The following is a 21,424-nucleotide window of genomic DNA, read 5'->3' on the forward strand; positions in this document are numbered from 1 at the left end:
CGGAAGATCAGGAGTCGAAACCGAGCCCTGCCGCATCCAGAGCCTTCAGAAACAGGTTGCGGCGGCCGCCGTCGTGGTCGGCCCGGTCGAGCGCCCACTTGGTGGCCTGCACGCCCGCATAGGTCGCCGGCTCCGGCGGGAACGGCAGGGGCGTCGAGCGCACCATCTCTAGCTCTGTGCGCTCGGTCGGCTCCCCCGCCAGGTGATCGAGCATGACATTGGCGGCGAAACGGCTCGCTCCGACACCGAGCCCGGTGAAGCCTGCGGCGTAGGCCACCCGACCGCGGCGGGCGAGTCCGAAGAAGGCGCAGAATCTCGTGCTGGTGTCGATCACTCCGGCCCAGCGGTGGCTGAACTTCACCCCTTCGAGCTGGGGGAAGGTCGTGAAGAAGTGGCTGGCGAGTCTCTGGAACGACTGCGGCCGGTCGTCATAGCCCGCACGGATGCGTCCGCCGTAGTGGTAGATCGCGTCGTAGCCGCCCCAGAGGATGCGGTTGTCGGCGCTCAGGCGGTAGTAGTGGAACTGGTTGGCGAGATCGGCGATGCCCTGCCTGCCCTCCCACCCGATAGAGGCGAGCTGGGCATCCGTCAACGGCTCGGTCATGAGCACGTAGTCGTACACCGGCACGGTGTGCAGCCGGTACCGCTTGAGCAGCGACGGGAAGGCGTTCGTGGCGAGGGCCACCCGCTCGGCGCTGACGAAGCCGCCATCGGTGGTGAGCGTCACGGCGCCGGTGGGCAGCTCGCTGTCGATGCCCCGCACCGGTGAGTTCTCGCGGATGTCCACTCCTGCCTCCACACAGGCCCGGGCGAGTTCCGCGGCGAGTTTCGCCGGGTGCACGAGCGCCGTCGCGTGCCGGCTCCACAGTCCGCCCTGGTAGGTGGGCGAATCGACGAGGGAGCGGATGCCCGCGGCGTCGTAGTACAGCTCGCCATCGCCGTCGTGGGCGGCCCCGAGCTCGGGAAGCTGGTAGCTCTCGGTGGCGACGGCGAGCGAGCCGGTCCGCTCGAAGTCGCAGTCGAGACCGAGCCTGGCGACGGTCGCCTGGATCTCGTCCAGGTTCTCCGCGCCGAGCCTGTCCAGCTGCGCCAGCTCCTGGGGAAAGCGGGCGAGTCCGTTGGACTCCCCGTGGGTGAGGGATGCCTCGCAGAAACCTCCGTTGCGCCCGGAGGCGGCCCAGCCGATGGTCTTCGCCTCGAGCACGATCACACGCGTGCCGGGATCCCGCTCGATCGCCTGCAGCGCCGTCCACAGCCCCGTGTAGCCGCCGCCGACCACGGCGAGGTCGTAGTGCACGGTGCCGGAGTGGCGCGGGTGTGTCGACCGCCGGCCGAGGTCGTCGAGCCAGAACGGGGCGAGCCGGGCATCCGCCAGCGAGTCTGTGATGATGCGGGCGTCGGGTGCGGATCGTTCGAAAACCGTGCGTGCCATGGCCCAACCCTACGGTCGCCGGGCGGGCAGCGCTCAGTCGAAGATCGGGCCGCGCGTGCGGGACCGCTTGATCTCGAAGAATCCGTCGTAACTTGCCAGCGCGACGACGCCGTCCCACAGCGTCGCGGCCTGCTCGCCCTTCGGAGCCGGAGAGAGCACGGGACCGAAGAAGGCGTAGCCGCCGACCGCGATCACCGGGGTGCCGACATCCTGGCCGACCCTCTCGATCCCGTCGAAATGGGATGCCCGCATCTGCGGGTCGTATTCGTCGGAGTCGGCGAAGGACGCGAGCGAAGCGGGGAGCCCCGCCTCGGCGAGAGCCTCGGTGATGATGGCATCGGAGTCGGAGCGGGCACCGGGATGGATGCGCGTCCCGAGCGCGTCGTACAGGGGCTTCACCGCGGATTGGCCGTGCAGTTCGGTGACGGCCGCGACAAGGCGCGTGTACCGCAGCGCCCGCGGCAGGAATTCGCGATACTGCTCGGACAGGTCGGTGGCGTCCTCGTTGAGCACGGCGAGGCTCATCACATGCCAGGTCACCTCGAGGTCGCGGAGCACCGCCACCTCGTCGAGCCAGCGGCTCGTCATCCAGGCCCAAGGGCAGGAGGGGTCGAACCAGAAGTCGACAGCGGTCGGGGCAGGGGGAGAAACGGTCATGGATCGAAAGGTACCCTCTGTCTCCTGAAAATACGGTCGGGGTATGGATTCGCGGGGCCCGAAGGCGCACACTGGACTGACAGAATTCGTCAGTCGTGGGAGGCCGTCATGCGCACAACTCCAGACCTGCTTCCGGTGCTGTCCCGAGGCAAACATCGCACGCCGCGGCGCGGCGCCTGCTTCATGGAGTACGCCTCCTACCTGGCCGGCGAGAGCTGGAGCGACCACCCTGCGTGCACCGATCCGGCGCTCGCCTCCCTCGCGCGAATGGTGAACGACTGCACCTCTGATGTGGCGCGCGGTCGCCTTGTCACCCTCATCCCCTCGGTCATCGGCCTCACCGGCGCCGGCACGATCACGGGCATCCGTCTCGCCGCCCGGGCGGCGAGTGCCGCGCTGCCCATCGCGAGCGAGGGACGCCAGCGTGCCCTCGCGGCGGGTCTGCTGCGCTGTGATGAACTCCTGGCCGGTTTCGGCGAGAGCACCGCGAGCGTGAGCCGCACCCTCATCCGCCGCGCCCTGGATTCCACCCCCGGAGCCTGCTCTTGGGCCGCGGAGTTCCTCGCGGCCGCGGGAGCGGTCAACCCCCGCTCGATCCCCCTGATGAGTGACGCGATCATCCGCACGGCCGTCGTGGGGATCGCGGACGCGTGCGTACAGGACCCGGACGACCGTCTTCGGCAGCTCCTCGGCGAGGCGATCGCGGACTGCACCATCGCGGCCGAAGCGCCGGCCCGGGAGCTTCAGCCGACCACCTGACGGGCGCAACTAGACTCTTTCGTTGGACACGATCCATTGAGCGAAGGAGCCGCAGTTGCCTGGAGAGAACCTCACCCGCGTCGAAGCCCAGGAGCGCAAGTCGCTCGTCTCGGTCGATCACTATGACGTGACGCTCGACCTCACCACGGGGCCGGAGACCTTCCGCAGCACCACCACCGTCACCTTCTCCGCCACCGCGGGATCGTCGACCTTCATCGACGCGATCACCCGCACGGTGCACTCCGTCACCCTCAACGGCACCGAGCTCGATGCCGCTGCCGTGAGCGACGGCATCCGGATCCAGCTCGACGGTCTCGCCGCCGAGAACACCCTCACCGTCATCGCCGACGCCGAGTACACGAACACCGGCGAGGGGCTTCACCGCTTCGTCGACCCGGTCGACAACGAGGTCTACCTCTACACGCAGTTCGAGGTGCCGGACTCCCGGCGCGTCTTCGCCGTGTTCGAGCAGCCCGACCTCAAAGCGACGTTCGGATTCACCGTCACCGCGCCCGCCGCCTGGCAGCTGGTCAGCAATTCGCCCACCCCCGAGCCCGTCGTCGACGGCGATTCCGCAACCTGGGCCTTCGAGCCCACCCCGATCCTCTCCTCCTACGTGACCGCCCTCGTCGCGGGGCCCTACGAGGTCGTGCGCTCCGAGTTGACGAGCAGCAGCGGACGCGTCATCCCCCTCGGCCTGTTCTCCCGCAAGTCGCTCAGCCAGTACCTCGATGCCGACTACATCTTCGAGAAGACCCGCCAGGGCTTCGCCTACTACGAAGAGAAGTTCCAGTACCCCTACCCCTTCGCCAAGTACGACCAGCTCTTCGTGCCGGAATTCAACGCCGGGGCGATGGAGAACGCGGGTGCCGTGACGTTCACCGAGACCTACGTATTCCGCTCGAAGGTGACCGACGCCATCAAGGAGCGTCGCGTCGTCACGATCCTCCACGAGCTTGCGCACATGTGGTTCGGCGACCTCGTCACCATGAAGTGGTGGAACGACCTCTGGCTCAACGAGTCCTTCGCGGAGTGGGCGTCCACCATCGCGACAGCCGAAGCCACCGAGTGGACCGAAGCGTGGACCACTTTCCAGGCCATGGAGAAGAGCTGGGCCTACCGCCAGGACCAGCTGCCATCGACGCATCCCGTCGTCGCGACCATCGAGGACCTCGAGGCCGTGCAGGTGAACTTCGACGGCATCACCTACGCCAAGGGCGGATCGGTGCTCAAGCAGCTCGTGGCCTGGGTCGGCATCGACGCCTTCTTCGCCGGGGTAGCCGCCTACTTCGCCAAGCACGAGTTCGGCAACACCGAGCTCGGAGACCTGCTCGCCGAGCTCGAGATCACGAGCGGACGCGACCTCAGCGGATGGTCCGCACTCTGGCTCGAGACCGCTGGTGTCAACACACTGACACCAGAGATCGAGACTGACGGCACGGGGGTCATCACCTCGTTCGCGATCGTTCAGACGGCCGCAGCCGACTACCCGACCATCCGTCCGCACCGTCTGGCCGTCGGCTACTACGACCTCTTCGATGGATCGCTCGTGCGCACCCACCGGGTGGAACTCGACGTCGATGGCGCGCGCACCGAGGTGCCGGAGCTCGTCGGCACGACCAAGCCGGCGCTCGTGCTGCTCAACGACGACGACCTCGCCTATGCGAAGATCCGCCTTGACCCGGACTCGCTCGCCGTGGCGATCGACCACCTCGCCCACATCGAGAACCCGCTCGCGCGGGCCATCGTCTGGGGAGCGGCCTGGGATGCGACCCGCGACGGCGAGAGCGCCGCAAGCGACTACGTGCGCCTGGCCCTCGGCAACATCGCCAGCGAGACCGAATCGACGACCATCCGCACGACGCTCAGCCAGCTCGGCCTCGTAGCCAAGCAGTACGTGGCTCCCGAGAGGCGCGCCGAGACGCTCACTCGCGTCGGCGACACCCTGTGGACTCTCGCGACGGAGGCGACCCCCGGCTCCGATGCGCAGTTCCAGTTCGTCAAGTTCTTCGCCGCCTACGCTTCGACTCCGCAGCACGCCGCGGCCCTCGCCGGGCTGCGGGACGGCTCCGCTCCTCTCGAGGGCCTGGAGATCGACACCGACCTCGGGTGGGAGATCCTCGAGGGGCTCGTGCTGCTCGGTGCCGCGGGACAGTCGGAGATCGACGCGGCACTCGCCGCCGACAACACCTCGAACGGCCAGCAGGCCGCGGCGCGGGCATCCGCCACGATCCCGACCGCCGAGGCCAAGCGGGCCGCTTTCGACTCCCTGGTCGACAGCGATGCGCTGCCCAACTCCATTGTGCGCAACGTGACCATGGGCTACTTGCACGTGAACGATCCCTCGGTGCTCGAATCGCTGATCGAGCCGTACTTCGCCGCGATCGCGGATATCTGGGCCACCCGCTCCTACAAGATCGCGGAATACATCGTCTTCGGTCTCTACCCCTCCCCGCTGGCATCCGTCGCCCTCGTCGACGCGACGACGGCGTGGCTTGGGGCCAACCCGGACATCCCGGCTCTGCGTCGACTCGTCACGGAGAACCTGGCCGGGGTCGAGCGAGCCCTGGCCGTGCAGTCGAAGGACGCGTAGCCCGCTCCGCACTCGCCGTCGTTGCGGGCGTGTGCGGTCATCCCGGGTTGGCACGACCGCCCGGATTGACCGCGCACGCCCGTCTCGTTGCTGTGGGGAATATCCCCCGGAGGGATGATTCGCCCGGGAAACGGCCTCGCTAGGCTTGAATCATGAGGATGAATTCATGATCGAAGCGATCGGCCTGACCAAGCGATACGGCACGAAGACCGCCGTGGACGATGTGACCTTCTCGGTGAGACCCGGGCTGGTGACGGGCTTCCTCGGACCGAACGGAGCGGGGAAGTCGACGACCATGAGACTCGTCGTCGGCCTCGACCGCCCGTTCGGCGGATCCGTCACGGTCAACGGAAAGCGCTACAGCGACCTGAAGGCGCCGCTTCGCGAGGTCGGCGTGTTGCTCGACGCCAAGGCCGTGCACACCGGCCGCTCGGCGATCAACCACCTCCGCGCCCTCGCCGCCACGCACAGCATCGGGCGTGCGCGCGTCGACGAGGTGATCGGCCTCACCGGGCTCGATTCGGTCGCCCGCAAACGCGTCGGCGGCTTCTCGCTGGGCATGGGGCAGCGGCTCGGCATCGCCGCGGCCCTGCTCGGCGACCCGGCGACCCTCATCCTCGACGAGCCGGTCAACGGCCTCGACCCGGAGGGAGTGATCTGGGTGCGCAACCTCGCCCGGTTCCTGGCCTCGGAGGGACGCACGATCTTCCTCTCCTCGCACCTCATGAGCGAGATGGCGCAGACCGCCGACCACATCATCGTCCTTGGGCGCGGACGGATCATCGCGGATGCGCCGGTGGGAGAGATCCTCGCGCTCGCCACCGGAACCGCTGTGCTGGTGCGCACCCCGGAGGCGGAGCGTTTCGGCGCTATCCTCTCGGCCCCCGACATCTCGATCACCCACCGCGAACCACAGCTCATGCAGGTGACGGGGCTCTCCTCCGCGCAGATCGGCGAGCTCGCCGCCAAGAACGGCGTCGTGCTGCACGAACTCTCACCGCAGGCCGGTTCGCTCGAAGACGCCTATCTCGCCCTCACCAAGGACGAGGTCGAATACCACGCCGGAGGAACCACACGATGACCACCACCCAGGCCTACGTCGCGCACGGATCGGGACTCAGCTTTCGCGGACTTCTGCTCTCGGAGTGGATCAAACTCTCCTCTTTGCGCTCCACGATGTGGTGCTACGGCATCATCATCCTCATCAATATCGGCCTCGGAGTGCTTCTGGCGGTCTCGTTCCAGCCGCAGGGCGCGTCGACAGCGGCGATCGACCAGGGCTACTGGGTGCAGTTCTCCACGATCGGCATCGCGTTCAGCCAGCTCGTCGTCTCCGTTCTCGGGGCGCTCGTCATCACCGGTGAGTACGGAACCGGGATGATCCGCTCCACCCTCACCGCCGTTCCGAAGCGGATTCCCGCGCTCATCTCCAAGGCCATCGTGTTCTCGATGGTGAGCTTCGTGATCTCCCTCGTGAGCATCGTGGTGGCGGCGCTCCTCGCACAGGGGCTGCTCACGGGCAAGGGAATGACCCTCGACCTGTCCGACGGCAAGGCCTGGGGTGCGATCGTCGGAGGGGCGGCATTCCTCGCTCTCATCGGACTCGTCGCCCTGTTCCTCGGTGCGATCGTGCGCAACAGCGCTGCAGGGATCTCGGCCGCGCTCGGCCTGATCTTCGTGGCGCCGATCATCTTGCAGATCTTCGCCGCCGTGACCCGGGCGGTCTGGGTGCAGAACCTCTTCGAATTCCTGCCCAGTAGCGCCGGGGCACGGATGTACAGCTACACGGTCACGCCGGCACCGAAGGTGCCCGATGTGATTGTGCTCGATCCCACCCAGGGTCTCCTGGTGCTGGTGGCCTGGGTCGTGCTGTTCGGCATCATCGCCAGCGCGCTGCTCAAGCGGCGGGACGCCTGACCCGTCCACGGAGGGAGCGCACAACCGGCCGCCGCTAAACTCGGTGACCATGGTGACTGCGGTGGCGATCGACGGATGGACTGCCTTCTGGGCGACCATTCGAGGCATCTACGAGATGAAACTCGTGCAGGTCATCGTGATCATCGTGGTCGCCGTGGTTCTGCGGATCGTGTTGCGGTTCGTGATCGACCGGGTCGTCAAGCGCATCGTCAACGGCGTGAAGAAACGCCAGGGCGTGCAGGACACCCAGGCGCTGAGCACCTCGCCCCTGAGTGCGGTGAGGGTCGTGCAGCGCACCCGCACCCTCGGAAGCGTGCTCAACAACATCGTGGCCGTCTTGCTCGTGATCGTGGCGAGCCTCTCGGTCATCACCACCATCAACCCCACCATCCTCGGCTCGTTCGCTCTCATCACCGCGGCGCTCGGCGCCGGCCTCGGCTTCGGCGCGCAGAACATCGTGAAAGACGTTCTCAACGGACTGTTCATGGTCGCGGAAGACCAGCTCGGCGTCGGTGACATCGTCGATCTCGGGTTGGCGAGTGGCGTCGTCGAATCGGTCGGCATCCGCATCACGCAGATCCGCGACGTCAACGGCACAGTCTGGTTCGTGCGCAACGGCGAGATCGTTCGCGTCGGCAACATGTCGCAGGGCTGGTCGCGCGTGATCATCGACCTGCCTGTGCCCTACGACACCGACGTGGCCGCGGTGCGAGCGCTGATGCTCGACGTCGCCACCGACATGGCCGCCGATCCGCAGTGGCGCAGCCGCATCCTCGAGCGCCCGGAGATCTGGGGAATCGAATCGATCTCGGCCGAGGCCATCGTGATCCGCCTCGTGATGAAGACCCGACCGGGCGCCCAGTACGACGTGGCCCGCGAGCTGCGGTCACGGCTCAAGGCCGGACTCGACGCCACGGGCGTGCGCCTTCCCGCGCTCAACGGCCTCGTCGTCGCGTTCGCGGGGGCTGAGGGTGCCAAGGACGACGTACCGCTCACGGAACCGGACCCGGTCGCTTCCACCGCCGGACCGGGCGCCGCCGAACCGAAGTCGCCGAGGAAACCGCGCTCATGAGTACCGATATCCCCGGTGGGCAGGTCAACCCGGTGACGCTTCGCGTGAGCGAGCACGGCGAATCCGTGATGGGCAGCTTCTACGAGAAGATCGGCGGGCGGGCCGCATTCGAACAGCTCGTGCGCGCCTTCTACGACGGCATCCGTACCGACGAGGTGCTGATGCCGATGTATCCGGAGCAGCCGGAGCTCGAAGGCGCGATCCAGCGCCTCACCGGGTTCCTCGAGCAGTACTGGGGTGGCCCGGGCACGTATTCCGAGCAGCGCGGGCACCCACGCCTGCGTGCGCGGCACATGCCGTTCAAGGTGAATCCGGATGCCCGCGACCGCTGGCTGCACCACATGCGCGCCGCCGTCGACGGGCTGCACCTCTCCCCGCTCGATGACGCCACGCTCTGGGGCTATCTCGACCGGGCTGCTCATGCGATGGTCAACACCTTCGAGGAGTGACCTCCGCCGACCGTCCGCGATCCGCGCTCTTCCCGCGCAATCGCTCGACCAGCACCGAAGCCTGACCGGCGACTGGGAGTCCGCTCCGGACATCCCGCCTGCATTGCGGTCGGTTCCGAACTACCCGTTACCGTGGATGCAGGTTGCCTTGGATCCCGGTCGCCCCACCGACCACACACCAGAGCGAGGCTCCGCATGAGCGCGACCACCAGCAGTCCCGTCGTCACCTTCACCAAGACGAAGCCGCGCGGCGATCGTTCGAATCCGACGACCGAGTACTCGGCCCTCCTCCGAACCGTTCGGGATGCCGGCCTCCTTCAGCGCAGCCGGGGCTTCTACTACGGAATGTTCGCCGCTCTGCTCGGGGCACTCGCTGCCACGGTCACCGGAATGGTCCTGCTCGGCGAATCCTGGTTCCAGCTGCTGCTCGCGGCGGCCCTCGGGCTGATCCTCACCCAGTTCGCCTTTCTCGCGCACGAGGCATCCCATCGCCAGGTCTTCGAGTCGGGCAGGGCCAACGACCTCGCCGGACGCCTGATCGCCAACCTCTTCGTCGGCATCAGCTACTCGTGGTGGATGACCAAGCACAGCCGCCACCACGCGAACCCCAACATCATCGGCAAGGATCCCGACATCGAGCGGGACTTCGTCTCGTTCGTGCCAGAGGATGCCGCGAAGGCCGGCGGACTCTATGCCTGGTTCACCCGCCGCCAGGGCTACCTGTTCTTTCCGATTCTCATCTTCGAGGGTGTGAACCTGCACATCGCCGGTTTCCGCACGGTGTTCGGTCGCGCGAAGGTCGATCGTCGGGCGCTCGAGATCTCCATGCTCGTTCCCCGTATCGCCCTCTACCTCGCGGCCGTCTTCCTGTTGCTTCCGCCCGGTATGGCCTTCGCCTTCATCGGCGTGCAGCTGGCCGTCTTCGGCGTGTACATGGGCGCATCCTTCGCACCCAACCACAAGGGCATGCCCGTGCTCCCCCACGATTCGACTGTCGACTTCCTGCGGCGCCAGGTGCTCACCTCGCGCAACATCCGCGGCAACTGGGCGATGGACACCTTCATGGGCGGTCTCAACCACCAGGTCGAGCACCACCTGTTCCCCAACATGCCACGCCCGCACCTCAAAAAGGCCCGCGAGATCGCCCGCGAATACTGCGAAGCGCACGCGATCCCCTATACGGAGACGTCGCTCCGCGCGTCCTACGCCATCGTGGTGCGCTACCTCAACCGCGTCGGCCTGGCGGCCGGCGGCGACCCCTTCGACTGCCCGGCCGCGACCGCCTTCGGCCGCTAGGGCCGTCGGGTCGCCCGCGCCAGCAGCGATCGCGCGTGGCGCAACACCGGCTCGTCGACCATGCGTCCGTCGAAGCGGAACACGCCGCGCTCCCCCTCGGCCGCCGCGAGCATCGCGGTCGCGGAGGCGATTTCTTCCGCCGACGGGAGGTAGGCGCTGCGGATCGCCGGCACCTGGCTCGGATGGATGCAGGCAGTGGCCGAGAATCCACTCGCCCGCGCATCCCGCGCCTCCCGCTCGAGCCCGGGCAGGTCGGGGATGTCGACGTACACCGAGTCGATCGCGACCTTTCCCGCGGCACCTGCCGCCAGAAGCATGCTCGAGCGGGCATGCACGGCGACGGCGCGGTACCGCCCCATTTCATCGCGACTCGAGGTGCCCCCGAGTGAGGCCACGAGGTCTTCCGCACCCCACATCAGGGCCACCACCGCGGGAACGGCCGCAATCGACGCGACATTCACGATGCCGGTCGCCGTCTCGCACAGGGCGACGACCTCGAAGCCGTCGAGCCGACTGACCTGGGCGACCGACTCGGTCTTGGCGAGCATCACCCGGCGGTAGTCGGTGCGGGCCAGCGCGGCGAGATCGTCTTCGAATAATCCGGAGTCGACCGAGTTCACGCGAACGATAGTGGATGCCGCATCGAGCGGATGAGCCACGAGCGCCTCGCGGGCGGCCGCTTTGTCGCCGGCAGCCACGGCATCCTCGAGGTCGAGGATCACGGCATCCGCCCGCTCCGCCGCCTTGTCGAAGCGATCGGGACGGTCGGCCGGGCAGAACAGCAGTGCGGGACCGAGGTCGAAGCTCACGCCGCCCCCTCGCACCAGACCAGCGTCGTGCGCACCGCCGTCGCCACGACCACATCGTCCTGGTTCCGGCCGCTGTGACGAAGCACCACGATGCCCTGGCCCTGCCGGGATTTCGACAGCCTCTTCTCCTCCACCACCGTGGAGCTGTACAGGGTGTCCCCGAGAAACAGTGGCGCCGGAAAGGTGATGTCGCTGAACCCGAGGTTCGCCACCAGTGTGCCCTGGGTGAGTTGAGCCACGGAACTGCCCACCATCGTCGAGAGGGTGAACATCGAGTTGACCAGTCGTTGCCCGAAGGGTTGCGTCGCCGCGAACGCCGCGTCGAGGTGCAGGGCCTGAGTGTTCATGGTGAGCGTCGTGAAAAGCACGTTGTCGGCTTCGCTGACGGTGCGCCCCGGGCGGTGAAGGTAGCGGGCGCCGAGTTCGAACTCCTCGAACCAGAGCCCGCGCTGCAGGATATCCCGGTGCACGTCATCCATCAGTCGGAGAACCCGAGGTCCCGCGCGATCACCATGAGCTGCACTTCGGTGGTCCCTTCGCCGATTTCGAGGATCTTCGAGTCACGGTACTGCCTCGCGACCGGATTCTCGTTGAGGAACCCGTATCCGCCGAAGATCTGGGTGGCGTCCCGCGCGTTGTCCATCGCCGCTTCCCCCGCCACCATCTTCGCGATCGAGGCCTGCGCTTTGAATGGCACCCCTGCGAGCATGCGGCGCGCGGCGTCGTAATACGCGAGACGGGCCGTGTGTGCCCGCGCCTGCATCCGCGCGATCTTGAACGAGATGGACTGGTTCGAGCCGATGCTGCGCCCGAAGACATTGCGCGACTTGGCGTAGCGCACCGATTCGTCGAGGCAGCCCTGCGCGGCGCCGGTCGCGAGAGCGGCCACGACGATGCGCCCCTCGTCGAGGGTCTGCACGAAGTTGGCGAAACCGCGGCCCCGCTCACCGAGCAGGTTCGCTTCTGGCACGCGCACGTCGCGGAGGGTGAGCGGATGCGTGTCGCTCGCGTGCCATCCCACCTTGTCGTAGCCCGGCTCGACGGTGAATCCGGCGATCGGTGTCGGCACGAGGATCGCGGAGAGCTCCTTCTTGATCGACCCGTCCTCGCGGGTGGATTCACCGGTCACCGCGGTGATCGTCACCAGCCGGGTGATGTCTGTGCCGGAGTTGGTGATGAACTGCTTCGTGCCGTTGATCACCCATTCGCCGTCGACGAGTTCGGCGGTGGTCTTGGTGCCCGCGGCGTCCGATCCGGCGTCTGCTTCGGTGAGTCCGAAACCGGCGAGCGCTCGGCCACTGGCGAGCTGGGGCATCCACTCTTCCCGCTGCGCGTCGGTGCCACGGCGGAACACCGGCATCGCACCGAGCCCCACGCCGGCCTCCAGCGTGACCCCGACGCTCTGGTCGACCCGGCCCAGTTGTTCGACAGCAAGGCAGAGGCTGAAGTAGTCCTTGCCCTGGCCGCCGAGCTCGGTGGGGAATGGCAGACCGAAGAGCCCGAGTTCGGCCATCTGGGAGACGACCTCGTAGGGAAAGCTGTGTTCGGCGTCGTGCTTGGCGGCCACCGGAGCAACCACCCGGTCGGCGAAGTCACGAACGAGCTCGCTCACTCGCTGTTGGTCATCGGTGAGGTCGTAGTGCATGGTGTCTCCGTCGACAGTTCGGCCGCGCGTCTCAGTAAGTCTTGACTAACTCAATTAGGTTAGTGATCACTAACTGGATTGTCCACACTAGAGTGTGAATCCACACGATCGGAGGGCTCGGATGGCTGTCGAAACCGACTCTCGCGAGACCCCGCGGGCCCGCGCGAAAGCCGATCGCCGCACGGCCCTGCTCGACTCCGCCGCCCGGCTGTTCGCCGAGCGTGGATTCGACCGAGTCTCGATGGAGGACCTGGGTTCCGCCGCCGGAGTCAGCGGGCCCGCCGTCTACCGGCACTTCCCTGGCAAGCAGTCCGTGCTGGCCGCGCTGCTCACCGACGTGAGCCAGGGGCTCTTCGACGGCGGCACGATCGTGGTCGAGCGCGGATCGGATGCCACGGCCACCCTTCACGAGCTCATCGCGTTCCACGTCACTTTCGCGCTGGCGAACGCCGATGTCATCCGCGTGCAGGACCGCGACCTTGAGAGCCTCGCCCCCGCCGACCAGCACCAGGTTCGCGCCCTTCAGCGCAACTACGTCGAGCTCTGGGTCGGAGTGCTCGCGCGACTCGACCCCGACACACCCGCCGCCGCCCTGCGCGTGAAGGCGCATGCCACCTTCGGGCTGATCAACTCGACCCCGCACAGCGGTCATTCGGCCGGCACCGGTCAGATCCTCGAGGCTATGGCCCGGGCGGGGCTCCGGGCCTGACGACCTGCCCATCCGTCGCCGCGGTGACCGCCTCACCTTGTCGGGCGAGCGCGCTCGGCGGACGCTCGACGGCCCAGATTCTGGCTCGACGTCGTGACAACAGCGGTGAAGCAGCCGAACTGATCTCGGGTACCGGTAGCGTTGCACCACCCGCACCGCGAGAACACCGTGCTGCGAGAACACCGTGACGAAGGAGCCACCGGATGCCCGACCCATCCACCACTGACGTTCTGATCGTCGGCGCCGGCCTTGCCGGGCTCGTCGCCGCGGCCGAACTCGTCGATGCCGGCAAGCGGGTCACGATTCTCGAGCAGGAGCCGGAGGCGAGCTTCGGCGGGCAGGCCTGGTGGTCGTTCGGCGGAATCTTTCTCATCGACTCCCCCGAACAACGCCGCCTCGGTGTGCGCGACTCACTCGAACTCGCGCGGCAGGACTGGATGGCCACGGCCGGATTCGACCGCGACGAAGATGCCTGGCCGCGGAAGTGGGCCGAGGCGTATCTCGACTTCGCCTCCGGAGAGAAGCGAGCCTGGCTGCGGGCGCAGGGTATGCGCTTCTTCCCGGTGGTGGGCTGGGCAGAGCGCGGTGGATACACGGCCCTCGAACACGGAAACTCGGTGCCGAGATTCCACATCACCTGGGGCACCGGCCCCGGCGTGCTCGCCCCCTTCGTGCGGCGCGTTCGCGCGGGAGTCGACAGCGGACTGGTCACCCTGGCATTCCGCCACCGGGTCGACGAACTCCTCGTCGACGACGGGGCCGTCGTCGGGGTGCGCGGCGCCGTGCTCGCCGCGGATGCCGCGGAACGCGGCGCCCCCTCGAACCGGGAGGTCGTCGCCGACTTCGAACTGCGCGCCTCTGCCGTCATCGTGACCAGCGGCGGCATCGGCGGCAACCACGACCTCGTGCGCCAGCAGTGGCCGACGCGAATGGGTACGCCACCGCGGAAGCTGCTCTCGGGCGTGCCCGCGCACGTGGACGGTCGCATGCTCGCGATCAGCGAGAAGGCCGGTGCGAACCTGATCAACGGCGACCGCATGTGGCACTACGTGGAGGGGATCGAGAACTACGCGCCGGTGTGGGCGCGCCATGGCATCCGCATCCTCCCCGGGCCGTCGTCGCTCTGGCTGGATGCCACCGGCCACCGCCTGCCAGTGCCCCTGTTCCCCGGCTTCGACACCCTCGGCACCCTCGAGCACATCGTCGCTACCGGCCATGACCACAGTTGGTTCGTGCTCACCCAGAAGATCATCGAGAAGGAGTTCGCGCTCTCCGGCAGTGAACAGAACCCCGACTTCACCAACAAGGACTATCGCCTTCTCGCCAAACGCCTGCAGCCGGGAGCGCAGGGACCGGTCGAGGCGTTCAAGCAGAAGGGACCCGACTTCGTGGTGGCGCACACCCTCGACGAGCTGCTGGCCGGCATGCAGAAGCTCAGCCCGGAGGTGGAGATCGACGCGGAAAGGGTGAGGCAGGAGGTCGAGGGCCGCGACCGTGAACTGGCCAACGACTTCTCCAAGGATGCGCAGGTGAATGCCCTGAGGCAGGCGCGTCGCTACCGGGGCGACAAGCTCATCAGGGTGGCCACGCCGCATCGCATTCTCGATCCGAAGGCCGGTCCGCTCATCGCGGTGAAGCTGCACATCCTCACCCGCAAGAGTCTCGGCGGCATCGAGACGGATCTCGACGGCCGCGCGCTCGCCTCAGACGGCGAGCCGATCCCGGGCCTGTATGCGGCGGGAGAAGCGAGCGGCTTCGGCGGCGGCGGGATGCACGGCTACCGCTCGCTCGAAGGCACCTTCCTCGGCGGCTGCCTGTTTTCCGGTCGGGTGGCGGGCCGCGCCGTCTCCCGCGCGCTCTGAGCGCTCTGAGCGCTCTGAGCGCTCTGAGCGCTCTGAGCGCTCTGAGCGCTCTGAGCGCTTTGAGCGGGCACAATGGCACCATGACTGATTTCAACGACCGGATCATCGCCGAGTTCCGCGCCAACGACGGGGTCGTCGGAGGACCGTTCACCGGAGCGCAGCTGCTGCTCCTCACGACGACGGGCGCGAAGTCCGGTGAACGCCGGGTCGCCCCCGTGATGTATTTCGCCGAAGGCGACACGAGCTACGTGATCGCCTCCAAGGCGGGCTCCCCGACCAATCCGGCCTGGTTCCACAACCTCGTCGCCCACCCGACGGTCTCGGTGGAAGCCGCGACCGATGACGGGATCGAGAGCTACACCGCCACGGCAGAGCAGGTCACGGGAGAGCTGCGCGAACGCCTGTATACGAAGTTCAGCAGCACGAACCCCGGGTTCGCCGAATACCAGCGGAAGACGGATCGGGTCATTCCGATCGTGGCGCTCACTCGGGCGGGCTGAGCTTCCGCGGCCGACGGAATGGTCCGCTGAGGGCGGCCCACTGCAACAGCATGATGGTCTTCGCGTCGGCGATCCGGCCATCCGCGATCATGCGCAACGACTCGGCGAAGTCGAGTTCGAGCACGTCGATCTCCTCACCCTCCTCCACCAGACCGCCACCCGCGCTGGTCCGGGATTCGGGCGAATATGGCGCCGCGAAGAAGTGCACTCGTTCGGTGACCGAACCCGGGCTCATGTAGACGTCGAAGACGTGCTCGATCTCGCCGAGAGTCACCCCGAGCTCCTCCTCGGCCTCCCTGCGGATGGCGGCCTCCGGCTCGTCGTCGTCGAGAAGCCCGGCGGCGGTCTCGATGAGCAGACCATCCGGATGCCCGTTCACGTAGACCGGGTAACGGAACTGCCGCGAGAGCAGCACAGTGGCGCGCACGGCGTCGTAGAGCAGGATCGTCGCTCCGTTGCCGCGGTCGTAGGTCTCGCGCTGCTCGGTCGTGACGGTGCCGTCCGCGTGGCGATGCTCGAAGGTGGTCTTCCTCAGCACGTGCCAGCCAGAGGCGAGGAGCTCGACGGCCGTCACCGTGATGTCGGGATTGCCGGCCAGGTCGATCCCGGCGCGATCGAGGCCGGTGCGACCGCGATGATCCGGCTCGTCTACACCGCGCATGTCACTCCGCGCATGTCACTCCGCCCATGTCGGGCCGATCAGCGCTGGAGGCTCCACGCGCGGCGCTTGACCAGCACGTGACCCCGGTCTGAGGTGAGTCGGGTCCAGGGACCGGTCTCATAGATCTTCACGGGGGCCGGCCCACTGAGGAAGCCGAGCGAGAGCCCGGCGAATGCCGCACCCGCCGGAACGTATTCGAATCCGGGAATCGGGTGACCCCACACCTCGGAGCGCACCCGCTGCACGATCTGCTCGCCGGTGCCCGTCGGAATCGCGGCGGCGACCTCGTCGATGCCCGACTTCGCGACGGCCTCGAGCACGGATGTCTCCACCGACTCGAGGGATTTCCAGCCCCCCCGGGGCGGCGAGATCGCGGCCCAGGTGACCGTGTTCACCTGCATGGGCAGGTTCACCGTGACGGGAGCGGTCGGGTCGACGATCTCGCTCTGAAGCCGATTGAGTCTCTCGAGCAGCGAACGCACCGGCACCACCGCGTCGAAGGAGTCCGGCGCCGCATCATCCGCTGCGCTGAGGGCGAAGGTGCGCAGCCCGAGCACCGTCGGGCTCTCGTCGAGCAACCCGGCCGGCACGAGTATCGCGACATAGACCGCGAGCACCCCCTGCCCGGCAATCAGGCGCACCGAACCATCCTCCACGCGCTGGGCACGACTGAGGAATACCTGCAGGTCGCCGAGGGAGAGGGAGTCAACAAGGGAGAATGTCTGGCTCATCTGCTCTCTAAACTATAGGAGCGCCGGGGATCTCGCTGCCCCGTGACCGCCGGACCACGGGAGAAGACCATGACCGACCCACTCGTCGACCTGCTCTCCGCACTCGATCTCACCGATACGCATGCCCGCACGAGCGAGGACATCTTCATCGGCGAGAGCCAGTGGTCTGCCCTCGGCCGCGTCTTCGGCGGGCAGGTACTCGCCCAGTCGCTGGTGGCCGCGCAGCGCACCCTCGCCGAGGGGCGCACGGTACATTCGCTTCACGGCTACTTCCTTCGGCCGGGCAATGTCGAGCTGCCCATCACCTTCTCGGTCGACCGCATCCACGACGGCCGTTCGTTCTCGACGCGACGCACGCAGGCCTACCAGGGCGGGTTGCCGATCCTCTCGATGATCGCGTCGTTCCAGGATTCCGACGACGGCCTCGAACACCAGGTCGAGATGCCGACAGATCTGCCGCAGCCGGAGGACTTGCCGACCGCTGCACAGGTACTCGGCGCCGTCGACCATCCGATCGCCAAGCAGTGGGCAGAGGGCCGCCCGTTCGACATGCGTCACGTGCCCTCCCCCGTGTTCCTCACCGTCGACGGACCGCATGTGGCCCACCAGGCCGTGTGGCTGAAGGCCACCAGTCGGCTTCCGGACGATCCCGACCTGCACCGTGCCGCTCTGGCATACGCGAGCGACTATTCGATCCTCGAACCGATCTTCCGTCGGCACGGTGTCGCCTGGTCGACCCCCGGCCTCAAGGCGGCCAGTCTCGACCACGCGATGTGGTTCCACCGCTTCGGGCGGGTCGACGAGTGGATGCTCTACGCGCAGGAGTCCCCCAACGCCACGGGCGGTCGCGGGCTCTCGCTCGGGCGCATCTTCAGTCGCGACGGGATCCTTCTCGCGAGCGTCGCCCAGGAGGGCATGGTGCGGGTGCCGCGTCGCGACTGAGGTCTCTCAGTCCCCGGCGAGGATGCTCGTGCGTTCCGCGAGATAGGACTCGAGCTTCGCGAGTCCCTGATCGCCTTCACCGGCCACCCAGCGCACCATGACCGTGTCACCGCGCAGCGACAGCGGTCCGGTCTCGGCGCGCAAGCTCGCGGCATCCAGGGCGATCTCCGTCACGTCGAAGTTCACGGTGTCGCCGAGCGCGAAACCACCGCGGGTCGCGGCGACCCGCAATTCCCGCCGATGCAGCGCTTCGGCGTTCATGTACACGGTCTCGTGGGTCAACTCGATGGCGCGCGTGATGCCTCCGACGGCGAACAGCCGGCAGTCCCGGTCGAGAAGCAGCACGCCGAGCCGCCAGGCGCGCCCGACGCCGTCCATCACCGCCGGCCGCGGGATGAAGCCGATGCGCCGTGCCGGGCGGAGAGTGGCGATCGCCTCGTCCCCGATACCCATCGCCTCGAGCCGCTCGATCGTCTTCGCGAGCACCGCCCGGAGATCGGAGCTGATCTCATCCGCATCGGTCATGCTGCCAGTATGCCTCGCCGACCCTGAGCCGGATGTCGATGGCCGCCTCAGGGGCTCCCCGAAAGCAGTACCCGCCCATCCGAACCCGATCGGATGTCGACGGAGCTGATGTCGGCGACCGCGAGGCTCGTGGTGCCAGCGGGTTCGACGGTGCTGCCCGGGGTGGCCGTCCACGTCGCCACCTGCATGGACCGCCCGGATGCATCCGTCACGAACATCGCATAGCCCGCACCCTCGCCCCTGCTGTACCCGGGAGGGGTGCTCGCCGTGGCGTCGTACCGGCAGTTCAATTCGAGGCGCGTGCCCCAACCCTCCGGCACCAGTTTCACGTCGGCATACAGCGGACTCGATTCCACCGGCGTGAGCACGACGGATATCGCAGACGCGCTGCCCGTCGAGGTGACAGCGGGAGGCGTGGGAAGGATGAGTGGAACCGCGAGGACGATCGCGGCTGCGGTGGCGGCAGCAGCGAGGATGCTGCCGACGACGAGAGCGCGCGATCGACGACGACGGCGCGCGACGGACCGCACCAACCGCGGAAGAAGCGTCTGCGGAACGGGGAGCGGAGACCTCTCGCTCATCTCGACCTCGCCGACCGGAACCTTGGCAAGCAGACCAGGGAGCCCGGCGAGCTCCGCGACAGCGGCGGAGCATTCGGCACAGCCCGCCAGGTGGCGTTCGAACTCGCGCCGGTCGGTTGCGGCCAGTGCGCCGAGCACATACGCGGCATCCCAGTCGGAGTAGGCATCGGTCGTCATTGGGTCACCCCCCGTTCCTGCAGGGCCAGCCGGAGGGCACGGAGCGCGTAGTGCAACCGCGACTTGACGGTGCCCTCCGGGATCTCCAACGCCCGGGCTGTCTCCGCGGTCGACTGTCCGAGGTAGTACGCGTGAATCACAACGAGCCGGTGATCCGTCGACAGGGTTGTCAGGGCATCCGACACCAGCCAGGCATCCAGCAGCGCATCGGTGTCGTCATCGGCCGGGCGTTCGGGGAGCTGTTCCGAGGCGATCTCGTGCCGCGCGTGGGCGCTTCGCCGGTCGTCGATCACGAGATTGCGCGCCACAGTGAACAGCCACGAGCGCGCCGAGTGATCACTCTGGTCCAGTACCTGCGGGCGACGCCAGGCCCGCATCAGGGTCTCCTGCACCACGTCTTCGGCGAAGTGTCGGTCACCGGTGAGCCAGACCACATACCGCCAGAGGGCGGGCGCGTGCTCGTCATGAAGCGTGCGTAGCAGTTGCGCCTGTTCGTCGACCATCGTCACCCTCCTGCTGGTTACAACGTAGTCCGGGGCCTCTCGGTTCATTCCCAGCCGAATTGAACCGAAACGGGCTCGCATTCGTGCATTCAGGTGACAGGCTTTCCACGTCGCTCTCCACTCATCCCCCGGAGGAATCAGCTCATGACTGCATCACCGTCTCTCACCCGTCGCGCCCTGATCAGCGCCGGCAGCGCCACCGTCGTCGGAGCGGGGGCCCTCGCTCTCGCGGCATGCAGTTCGCCCGCCCCGAGTGGCAGTGGAAGCAGATCCGGCACCTCTACCGGTGCGAAGATCGCCGCGGGGACTGAGGTCGCGAAGGTGGCGGACATCCCGGTCGGTGGCACGAAATCGGCCAAGATCGGCGATGCACCGGTGCTGCTCTCCCAGATCACTGCAGGCACGGTCATGTGCTTCAGCGCGATCTGCCCTCATCAGGGCTGCACGGTGGGAGCCGCGGCGAAGGAATTCGACTGCCCCTGCCACGGATCCCAGTTCAATGCGGAGACCGGCGCCGTGCTCAACGGTCCCGCACAGACCGGCCTCACCGCCATCCCCGTGAAGGTCTCCGGGGATTCGGTGGTCATCGCCTGATGGACTACGAATTCAACGGGCTGCCCGTCCATGTGCTGCTGGTGCACTTCGTCGTCATCGTCGTGCCCCTTGCGGCGCTCTGCACGGTTCTCGCCGCGTTCTGGCCCGCCGCCCGCCGGCGCCTCGGGGTAGTGACGCCGATCATCGCTCTCGCGGCGTTGATCTCCGTGCCGATCACCACCGAAGCCGGCGAATGGCTGCAGGAGCGGGTCGGGCGAACCGATCTCGTCGCGGCGCATGCGGCGATCGGCAAGACCCTGCTTCCGTGGGCCGCCGCGACCTTCCTCTTCGCCGCGATCCAGTGGTTCTGGTTCCGCTTCGTCACGGCTCCGGATGCGAAGTTCGCCGCCCGGGTGCCCGGCAAGACCGCGCGACTCGTCATCACCGTCGCGCTCGCGGTGATCGTCGTGGTGCTCGCCGTCGGTTCGGTGGTCACCGTGGTGCAGATCGGCGAGTCCGGCGCGCGGGCGATCTGGACGGGTTCGTTCACCCAGAATCCGAAATAGCGCGGCAGCCGCGGTAGACCTCAGCGGCGGGTGAAGACCGGCGGCTCCTCCACATATGGCTTCCACGCGGCGCGCTCCTTCGGGCTCAACCGTCGTGGCTTCATCGTCTGCGAGTCGCAGAGCACCACACGGGTGGCGGCCCTGGCGTACAGCTCGGCTGGTTCGGCTCCGATCGGCGACCGGATCTCGTAGCAGACGTCGAGATCCGCCCCGCCGAGGCGACCGATCCACACCTGGATGTCGAGCGGGCTCCGGCGGTAGTCGATGGTCGCGAGGTACTCGATCTCGGTGCGCGCGATGATGCTCAGCGTCGGTGACCCGAGCCGCGCATCCAGCACAGCGCTCGGCGGCGTGCCCGCGCGCTCAGCCTCGTCATCGGGCATCCACAGCGCCTGAACTCGGGCCTCTTCGAGCAGCCGCAGGATCTCGACGTTGTTCACGTGCCCGTAGGCATCGAGGTCGCCCCACCGCAGCACCGTCGGGATGTGCAGCCGCGCCACGAGC

24 protein-coding genes are annotated in these 21,424 nt (G+C 67.6%); 13 read left to right on the plus strand and 11 right to left on the minus strand.

Annotated features, from left to right (window positions below; all coding sequences use genetic code 11):
* Positions 1 to 7: 7 nt before the first annotated feature.
* Both F1C58_RS10150 and F1C58_RS10155 read right to left on the minus strand, forming a co-directional pair.
* Positions 8 to 1,432 (minus strand): FAD-binding oxidoreductase, encoded by a 1,425-nt coding sequence (locus F1C58_RS10150; protein WP_185200998.1) that lies wholly within the window; start codon positions 1,430 to 1,432, stop codon positions 8 to 10.
* Between the two features lie 33 nt (positions 1,433 to 1,465).
* Positions 1,466 to 2,089: a DsbA family protein gene (locus F1C58_RS10155; protein ID WP_185200999.1), complete on the minus strand. Its 624-nt coding sequence runs from the start codon at positions 2,087 to 2,089 to the stop codon at positions 1,466 to 1,468.
* A gap of 108 nt (positions 2,090 to 2,197) precedes the next feature.
* On the opposite strand from F1C58_RS10155, the gene F1C58_RS10160 reads away from it, so the two are divergent.
* The 7 genes from F1C58_RS10160 to F1C58_RS10190 all read left to right on the plus strand — a co-directional run bounded on the left by F1C58_RS10160 (position 2,198) and on the right by F1C58_RS10190 (position 10,175).
* On the plus strand, positions 2,198 to 2,848 hold the full coding sequence (locus tag F1C58_RS10160) for a hypothetical protein (protein WP_185201000.1): 651 nt from the start codon (positions 2,198 to 2,200) through the stop codon (positions 2,846 to 2,848).
* 55 nt (positions 2,849 to 2,903) lie between these two features.
* Positions 2,904 to 5,441 (plus strand): aminopeptidase N, encoded by a 2,538-nt coding sequence (pepN, locus tag F1C58_RS10165; RefSeq protein WP_185201001.1) that lies wholly within the window; start codon positions 2,904 to 2,906, stop codon positions 5,439 to 5,441.
* A gap of 166 nt (positions 5,442 to 5,607) precedes the next feature.
* Positions 5,608 to 6,522, plus strand: coding sequence for an ABC transporter ATP-binding protein (locus F1C58_RS10170; RefSeq protein ID WP_185201002.1), 915 nt, complete (start codon positions 5,608 to 5,610; stop codon positions 6,520 to 6,522).
* Positions 6,519 to 7,358, plus strand: coding sequence for an ABC transporter permease (locus tag F1C58_RS10175; protein WP_185201003.1), 840 nt, complete (start codon positions 6,519 to 6,521; stop codon positions 7,356 to 7,358). The genes F1C58_RS10170 and F1C58_RS10175 overlap by 4 nt, the downstream gene beginning before the upstream one ends.
* A gap of 49 nt (positions 7,359 to 7,407) precedes the next feature.
* Positions 7,408 to 8,430: a mechanosensitive ion channel domain-containing protein gene (locus F1C58_RS10180; RefSeq protein WP_185201004.1), complete on the plus strand. Its 1,023-nt coding sequence runs from the start codon at positions 7,408 to 7,410 to the stop codon at positions 8,428 to 8,430.
* A gap of 68 nt (positions 8,431 to 8,498) precedes the next feature.
* The gene (locus F1C58_RS10185) at positions 8,499 to 8,879 is read left to right on the plus strand and encodes a globin (protein ID WP_304599278.1); all 381 of its coding nucleotides are present in this window, start codon (positions 8,499 to 8,501) and stop codon (positions 8,877 to 8,879) included.
* A 195-nt stretch (positions 8,880 to 9,074) separates the two neighbouring features.
* Positions 9,075 to 10,175 carry an acyl-CoA desaturase gene (locus F1C58_RS10190; RefSeq protein WP_185201005.1) on the plus strand — a complete coding sequence of 367 codons (1,101 nt, stop codon included), beginning with the start codon at positions 9,075 to 9,077 and terminating at the stop codon, positions 10,173 to 10,175.
* On the opposite strand, the gene F1C58_RS10195 is transcribed toward F1C58_RS10190, so the two are convergent.
* The 3 genes from F1C58_RS10195 to F1C58_RS10205 are packed head-to-tail and all read right to left on the minus strand — an operon-like array spanning position 10,172 to position 12,629.
* Positions 10,172 to 10,984 carry a CoA ester lyase gene (locus F1C58_RS10195; protein WP_185201006.1) on the minus strand — a complete coding sequence of 271 codons (813 nt, stop codon included), beginning with the start codon at positions 10,982 to 10,984 and terminating at the stop codon, positions 10,172 to 10,174. The two genes, F1C58_RS10190 and F1C58_RS10195, sit on opposite strands and share 4 nt — an antisense overlap.
* Positions 10,981 to 11,463 (minus strand): MaoC family dehydratase, encoded by a 483-nt coding sequence (locus F1C58_RS10200; RefSeq protein ID WP_185201007.1) that lies wholly within the window; start codon positions 11,461 to 11,463, stop codon positions 10,981 to 10,983. The genes F1C58_RS10195 and F1C58_RS10200 overlap by 4 nt, the downstream gene beginning before the upstream one ends.
* Positions 11,463 to 12,629 carry an acyl-CoA dehydrogenase family protein gene (locus F1C58_RS10205; protein ID WP_185201008.1) on the minus strand — a complete coding sequence of 389 codons (1,167 nt, stop codon included), beginning with the start codon at positions 12,627 to 12,629 and terminating at the stop codon, positions 11,463 to 11,465. Before F1C58_RS10205 ends, F1C58_RS10200 begins: the two co-directional genes overlap by 1 nt.
* Before the next feature lie 121 nt (positions 12,630 to 12,750).
* Here F1C58_RS10205 and F1C58_RS10210 point away from each other — a divergent pair, with 121 nt between their 5' ends.
* From F1C58_RS10210 to F1C58_RS10220, 3 genes are all read left to right on the plus strand, one after another.
* Complete coding sequence (locus F1C58_RS10210; RefSeq protein ID WP_185201009.1) at positions 12,751 to 13,338, plus strand: TetR/AcrR family transcriptional regulator; 588 nt, start codon at positions 12,751 to 12,753, stop codon at positions 13,336 to 13,338.
* Positions 13,339 to 13,541: 203 nt separating this feature from the next.
* Positions 13,542 to 15,200, plus strand: a complete 1,659-nt coding sequence (locus F1C58_RS10215) for an FAD-binding dehydrogenase (RefSeq protein ID WP_185201010.1) — start codon at positions 13,542 to 13,544, stop codon at positions 15,198 to 15,200.
* Positions 15,201 to 15,280: 80 nt separating this feature from the next.
* The gene (locus tag F1C58_RS10220) at positions 15,281 to 15,700 is read left to right on the plus strand and encodes a nitroreductase family deazaflavin-dependent oxidoreductase (protein ID WP_185201011.1); all 420 of its coding nucleotides are present in this window, start codon (positions 15,281 to 15,283) and stop codon (positions 15,698 to 15,700) included.
* On the opposite strand, the gene F1C58_RS10225 is transcribed toward F1C58_RS10220, so the two are convergent.
* On the minus strand, positions 15,684 to 16,361 hold the full coding sequence (locus F1C58_RS10225; protein ID WP_185201012.1) for an NUDIX domain-containing protein: 678 nt from the start codon (positions 16,359 to 16,361) through the stop codon (positions 15,684 to 15,686). The two genes, F1C58_RS10220 and F1C58_RS10225, sit on opposite strands and share 17 nt — an antisense overlap.
* Positions 16,362 to 16,399: 38 nt before the next feature.
* Complete coding sequence (locus F1C58_RS10230; protein ID WP_185201013.1) at positions 16,400 to 17,092, minus strand: hypothetical protein; 693 nt, start codon at positions 17,090 to 17,092, stop codon at positions 16,400 to 16,402.
* A gap of 69 nt (positions 17,093 to 17,161) precedes the next feature.
* Here F1C58_RS10230 and F1C58_RS10235 point away from each other — a divergent pair, with 69 nt between their 5' ends.
* The gene (locus F1C58_RS10235) at positions 17,162 to 18,034 is read left to right on the plus strand and encodes an acyl-CoA thioesterase II (RefSeq protein ID WP_185201014.1); all 873 of its coding nucleotides are present in this window, start codon (positions 17,162 to 17,164) and stop codon (positions 18,032 to 18,034) included.
* Positions 18,035 to 18,040: 6 nt separating this feature from the next.
* On the opposite strand, the gene F1C58_RS10240 is transcribed toward F1C58_RS10235, so the two are convergent.
* From F1C58_RS10240 to F1C58_RS10250, 3 genes are read right to left on the minus strand one after another with little or no spacing between them, the layout of a single operon-like run.
* Positions 18,041 to 18,559 carry a hypothetical protein gene (locus F1C58_RS10240; protein WP_185201015.1) on the minus strand — a complete coding sequence of 173 codons (519 nt, stop codon included), beginning with the start codon at positions 18,557 to 18,559 and terminating at the stop codon, positions 18,041 to 18,043.
* 47 nt (positions 18,560 to 18,606) lie between these two features.
* A complete protein-coding gene (locus tag F1C58_RS10245; protein WP_185201016.1) occupies positions 18,607 to 19,317 on the minus strand; it encodes an anti-sigma factor in 711 nt (236 codons plus the stop codon).
* A complete protein-coding gene (locus F1C58_RS10250) occupies positions 19,314 to 19,820 on the minus strand; it encodes a sigma-70 family RNA polymerase sigma factor (RefSeq protein WP_185201017.1) in 507 nt (168 codons plus the stop codon). The genes F1C58_RS10245 and F1C58_RS10250 overlap by 4 nt, the downstream gene beginning before the upstream one ends.
* 144 nt (positions 19,821 to 19,964) lie before the next feature.
* Here F1C58_RS10250 and F1C58_RS10255 point away from each other — a divergent pair, with 144 nt between their 5' ends.
* Together F1C58_RS10255 and F1C58_RS10260 are read left to right on the plus strand one after the other, a co-directional pair.
* The gene (locus tag F1C58_RS10255; RefSeq protein ID WP_185201018.1) at positions 19,965 to 20,414 is read left to right on the plus strand and encodes a Rieske (2Fe-2S) protein; all 450 of its coding nucleotides are present in this window, start codon (positions 19,965 to 19,967) and stop codon (positions 20,412 to 20,414) included.
* Positions 20,414 to 20,920 (plus strand): DUF2231 domain-containing protein, encoded by a 507-nt coding sequence (locus tag F1C58_RS10260; protein ID WP_185201019.1) that lies wholly within the window; start codon positions 20,414 to 20,416, stop codon positions 20,918 to 20,920. The genes F1C58_RS10255 and F1C58_RS10260 overlap by 1 nt, the downstream gene beginning before the upstream one ends.
* 20 nt (positions 20,921 to 20,940) lie before the next feature.
* On the opposite strand, the gene F1C58_RS10265 is transcribed toward F1C58_RS10260, so the two are convergent.
* Positions 20,941 to 21,420 carry a thioesterase family protein gene (locus F1C58_RS10265; protein WP_185201020.1) on the minus strand — a complete coding sequence of 160 codons (480 nt, stop codon included), beginning with the start codon at positions 21,418 to 21,420 and terminating at the stop codon, positions 20,941 to 20,943.
* Positions 21,421 to 21,424: the final 4 nt, after the last annotated feature.

It is taken from the genome of Glaciihabitans sp. INWT7 (assembly GCF_014217685.1).
Lineage (GTDB): Bacteria > Actinomycetota > Actinomycetes > Actinomycetales > Microbacteriaceae > Lacisediminihabitans.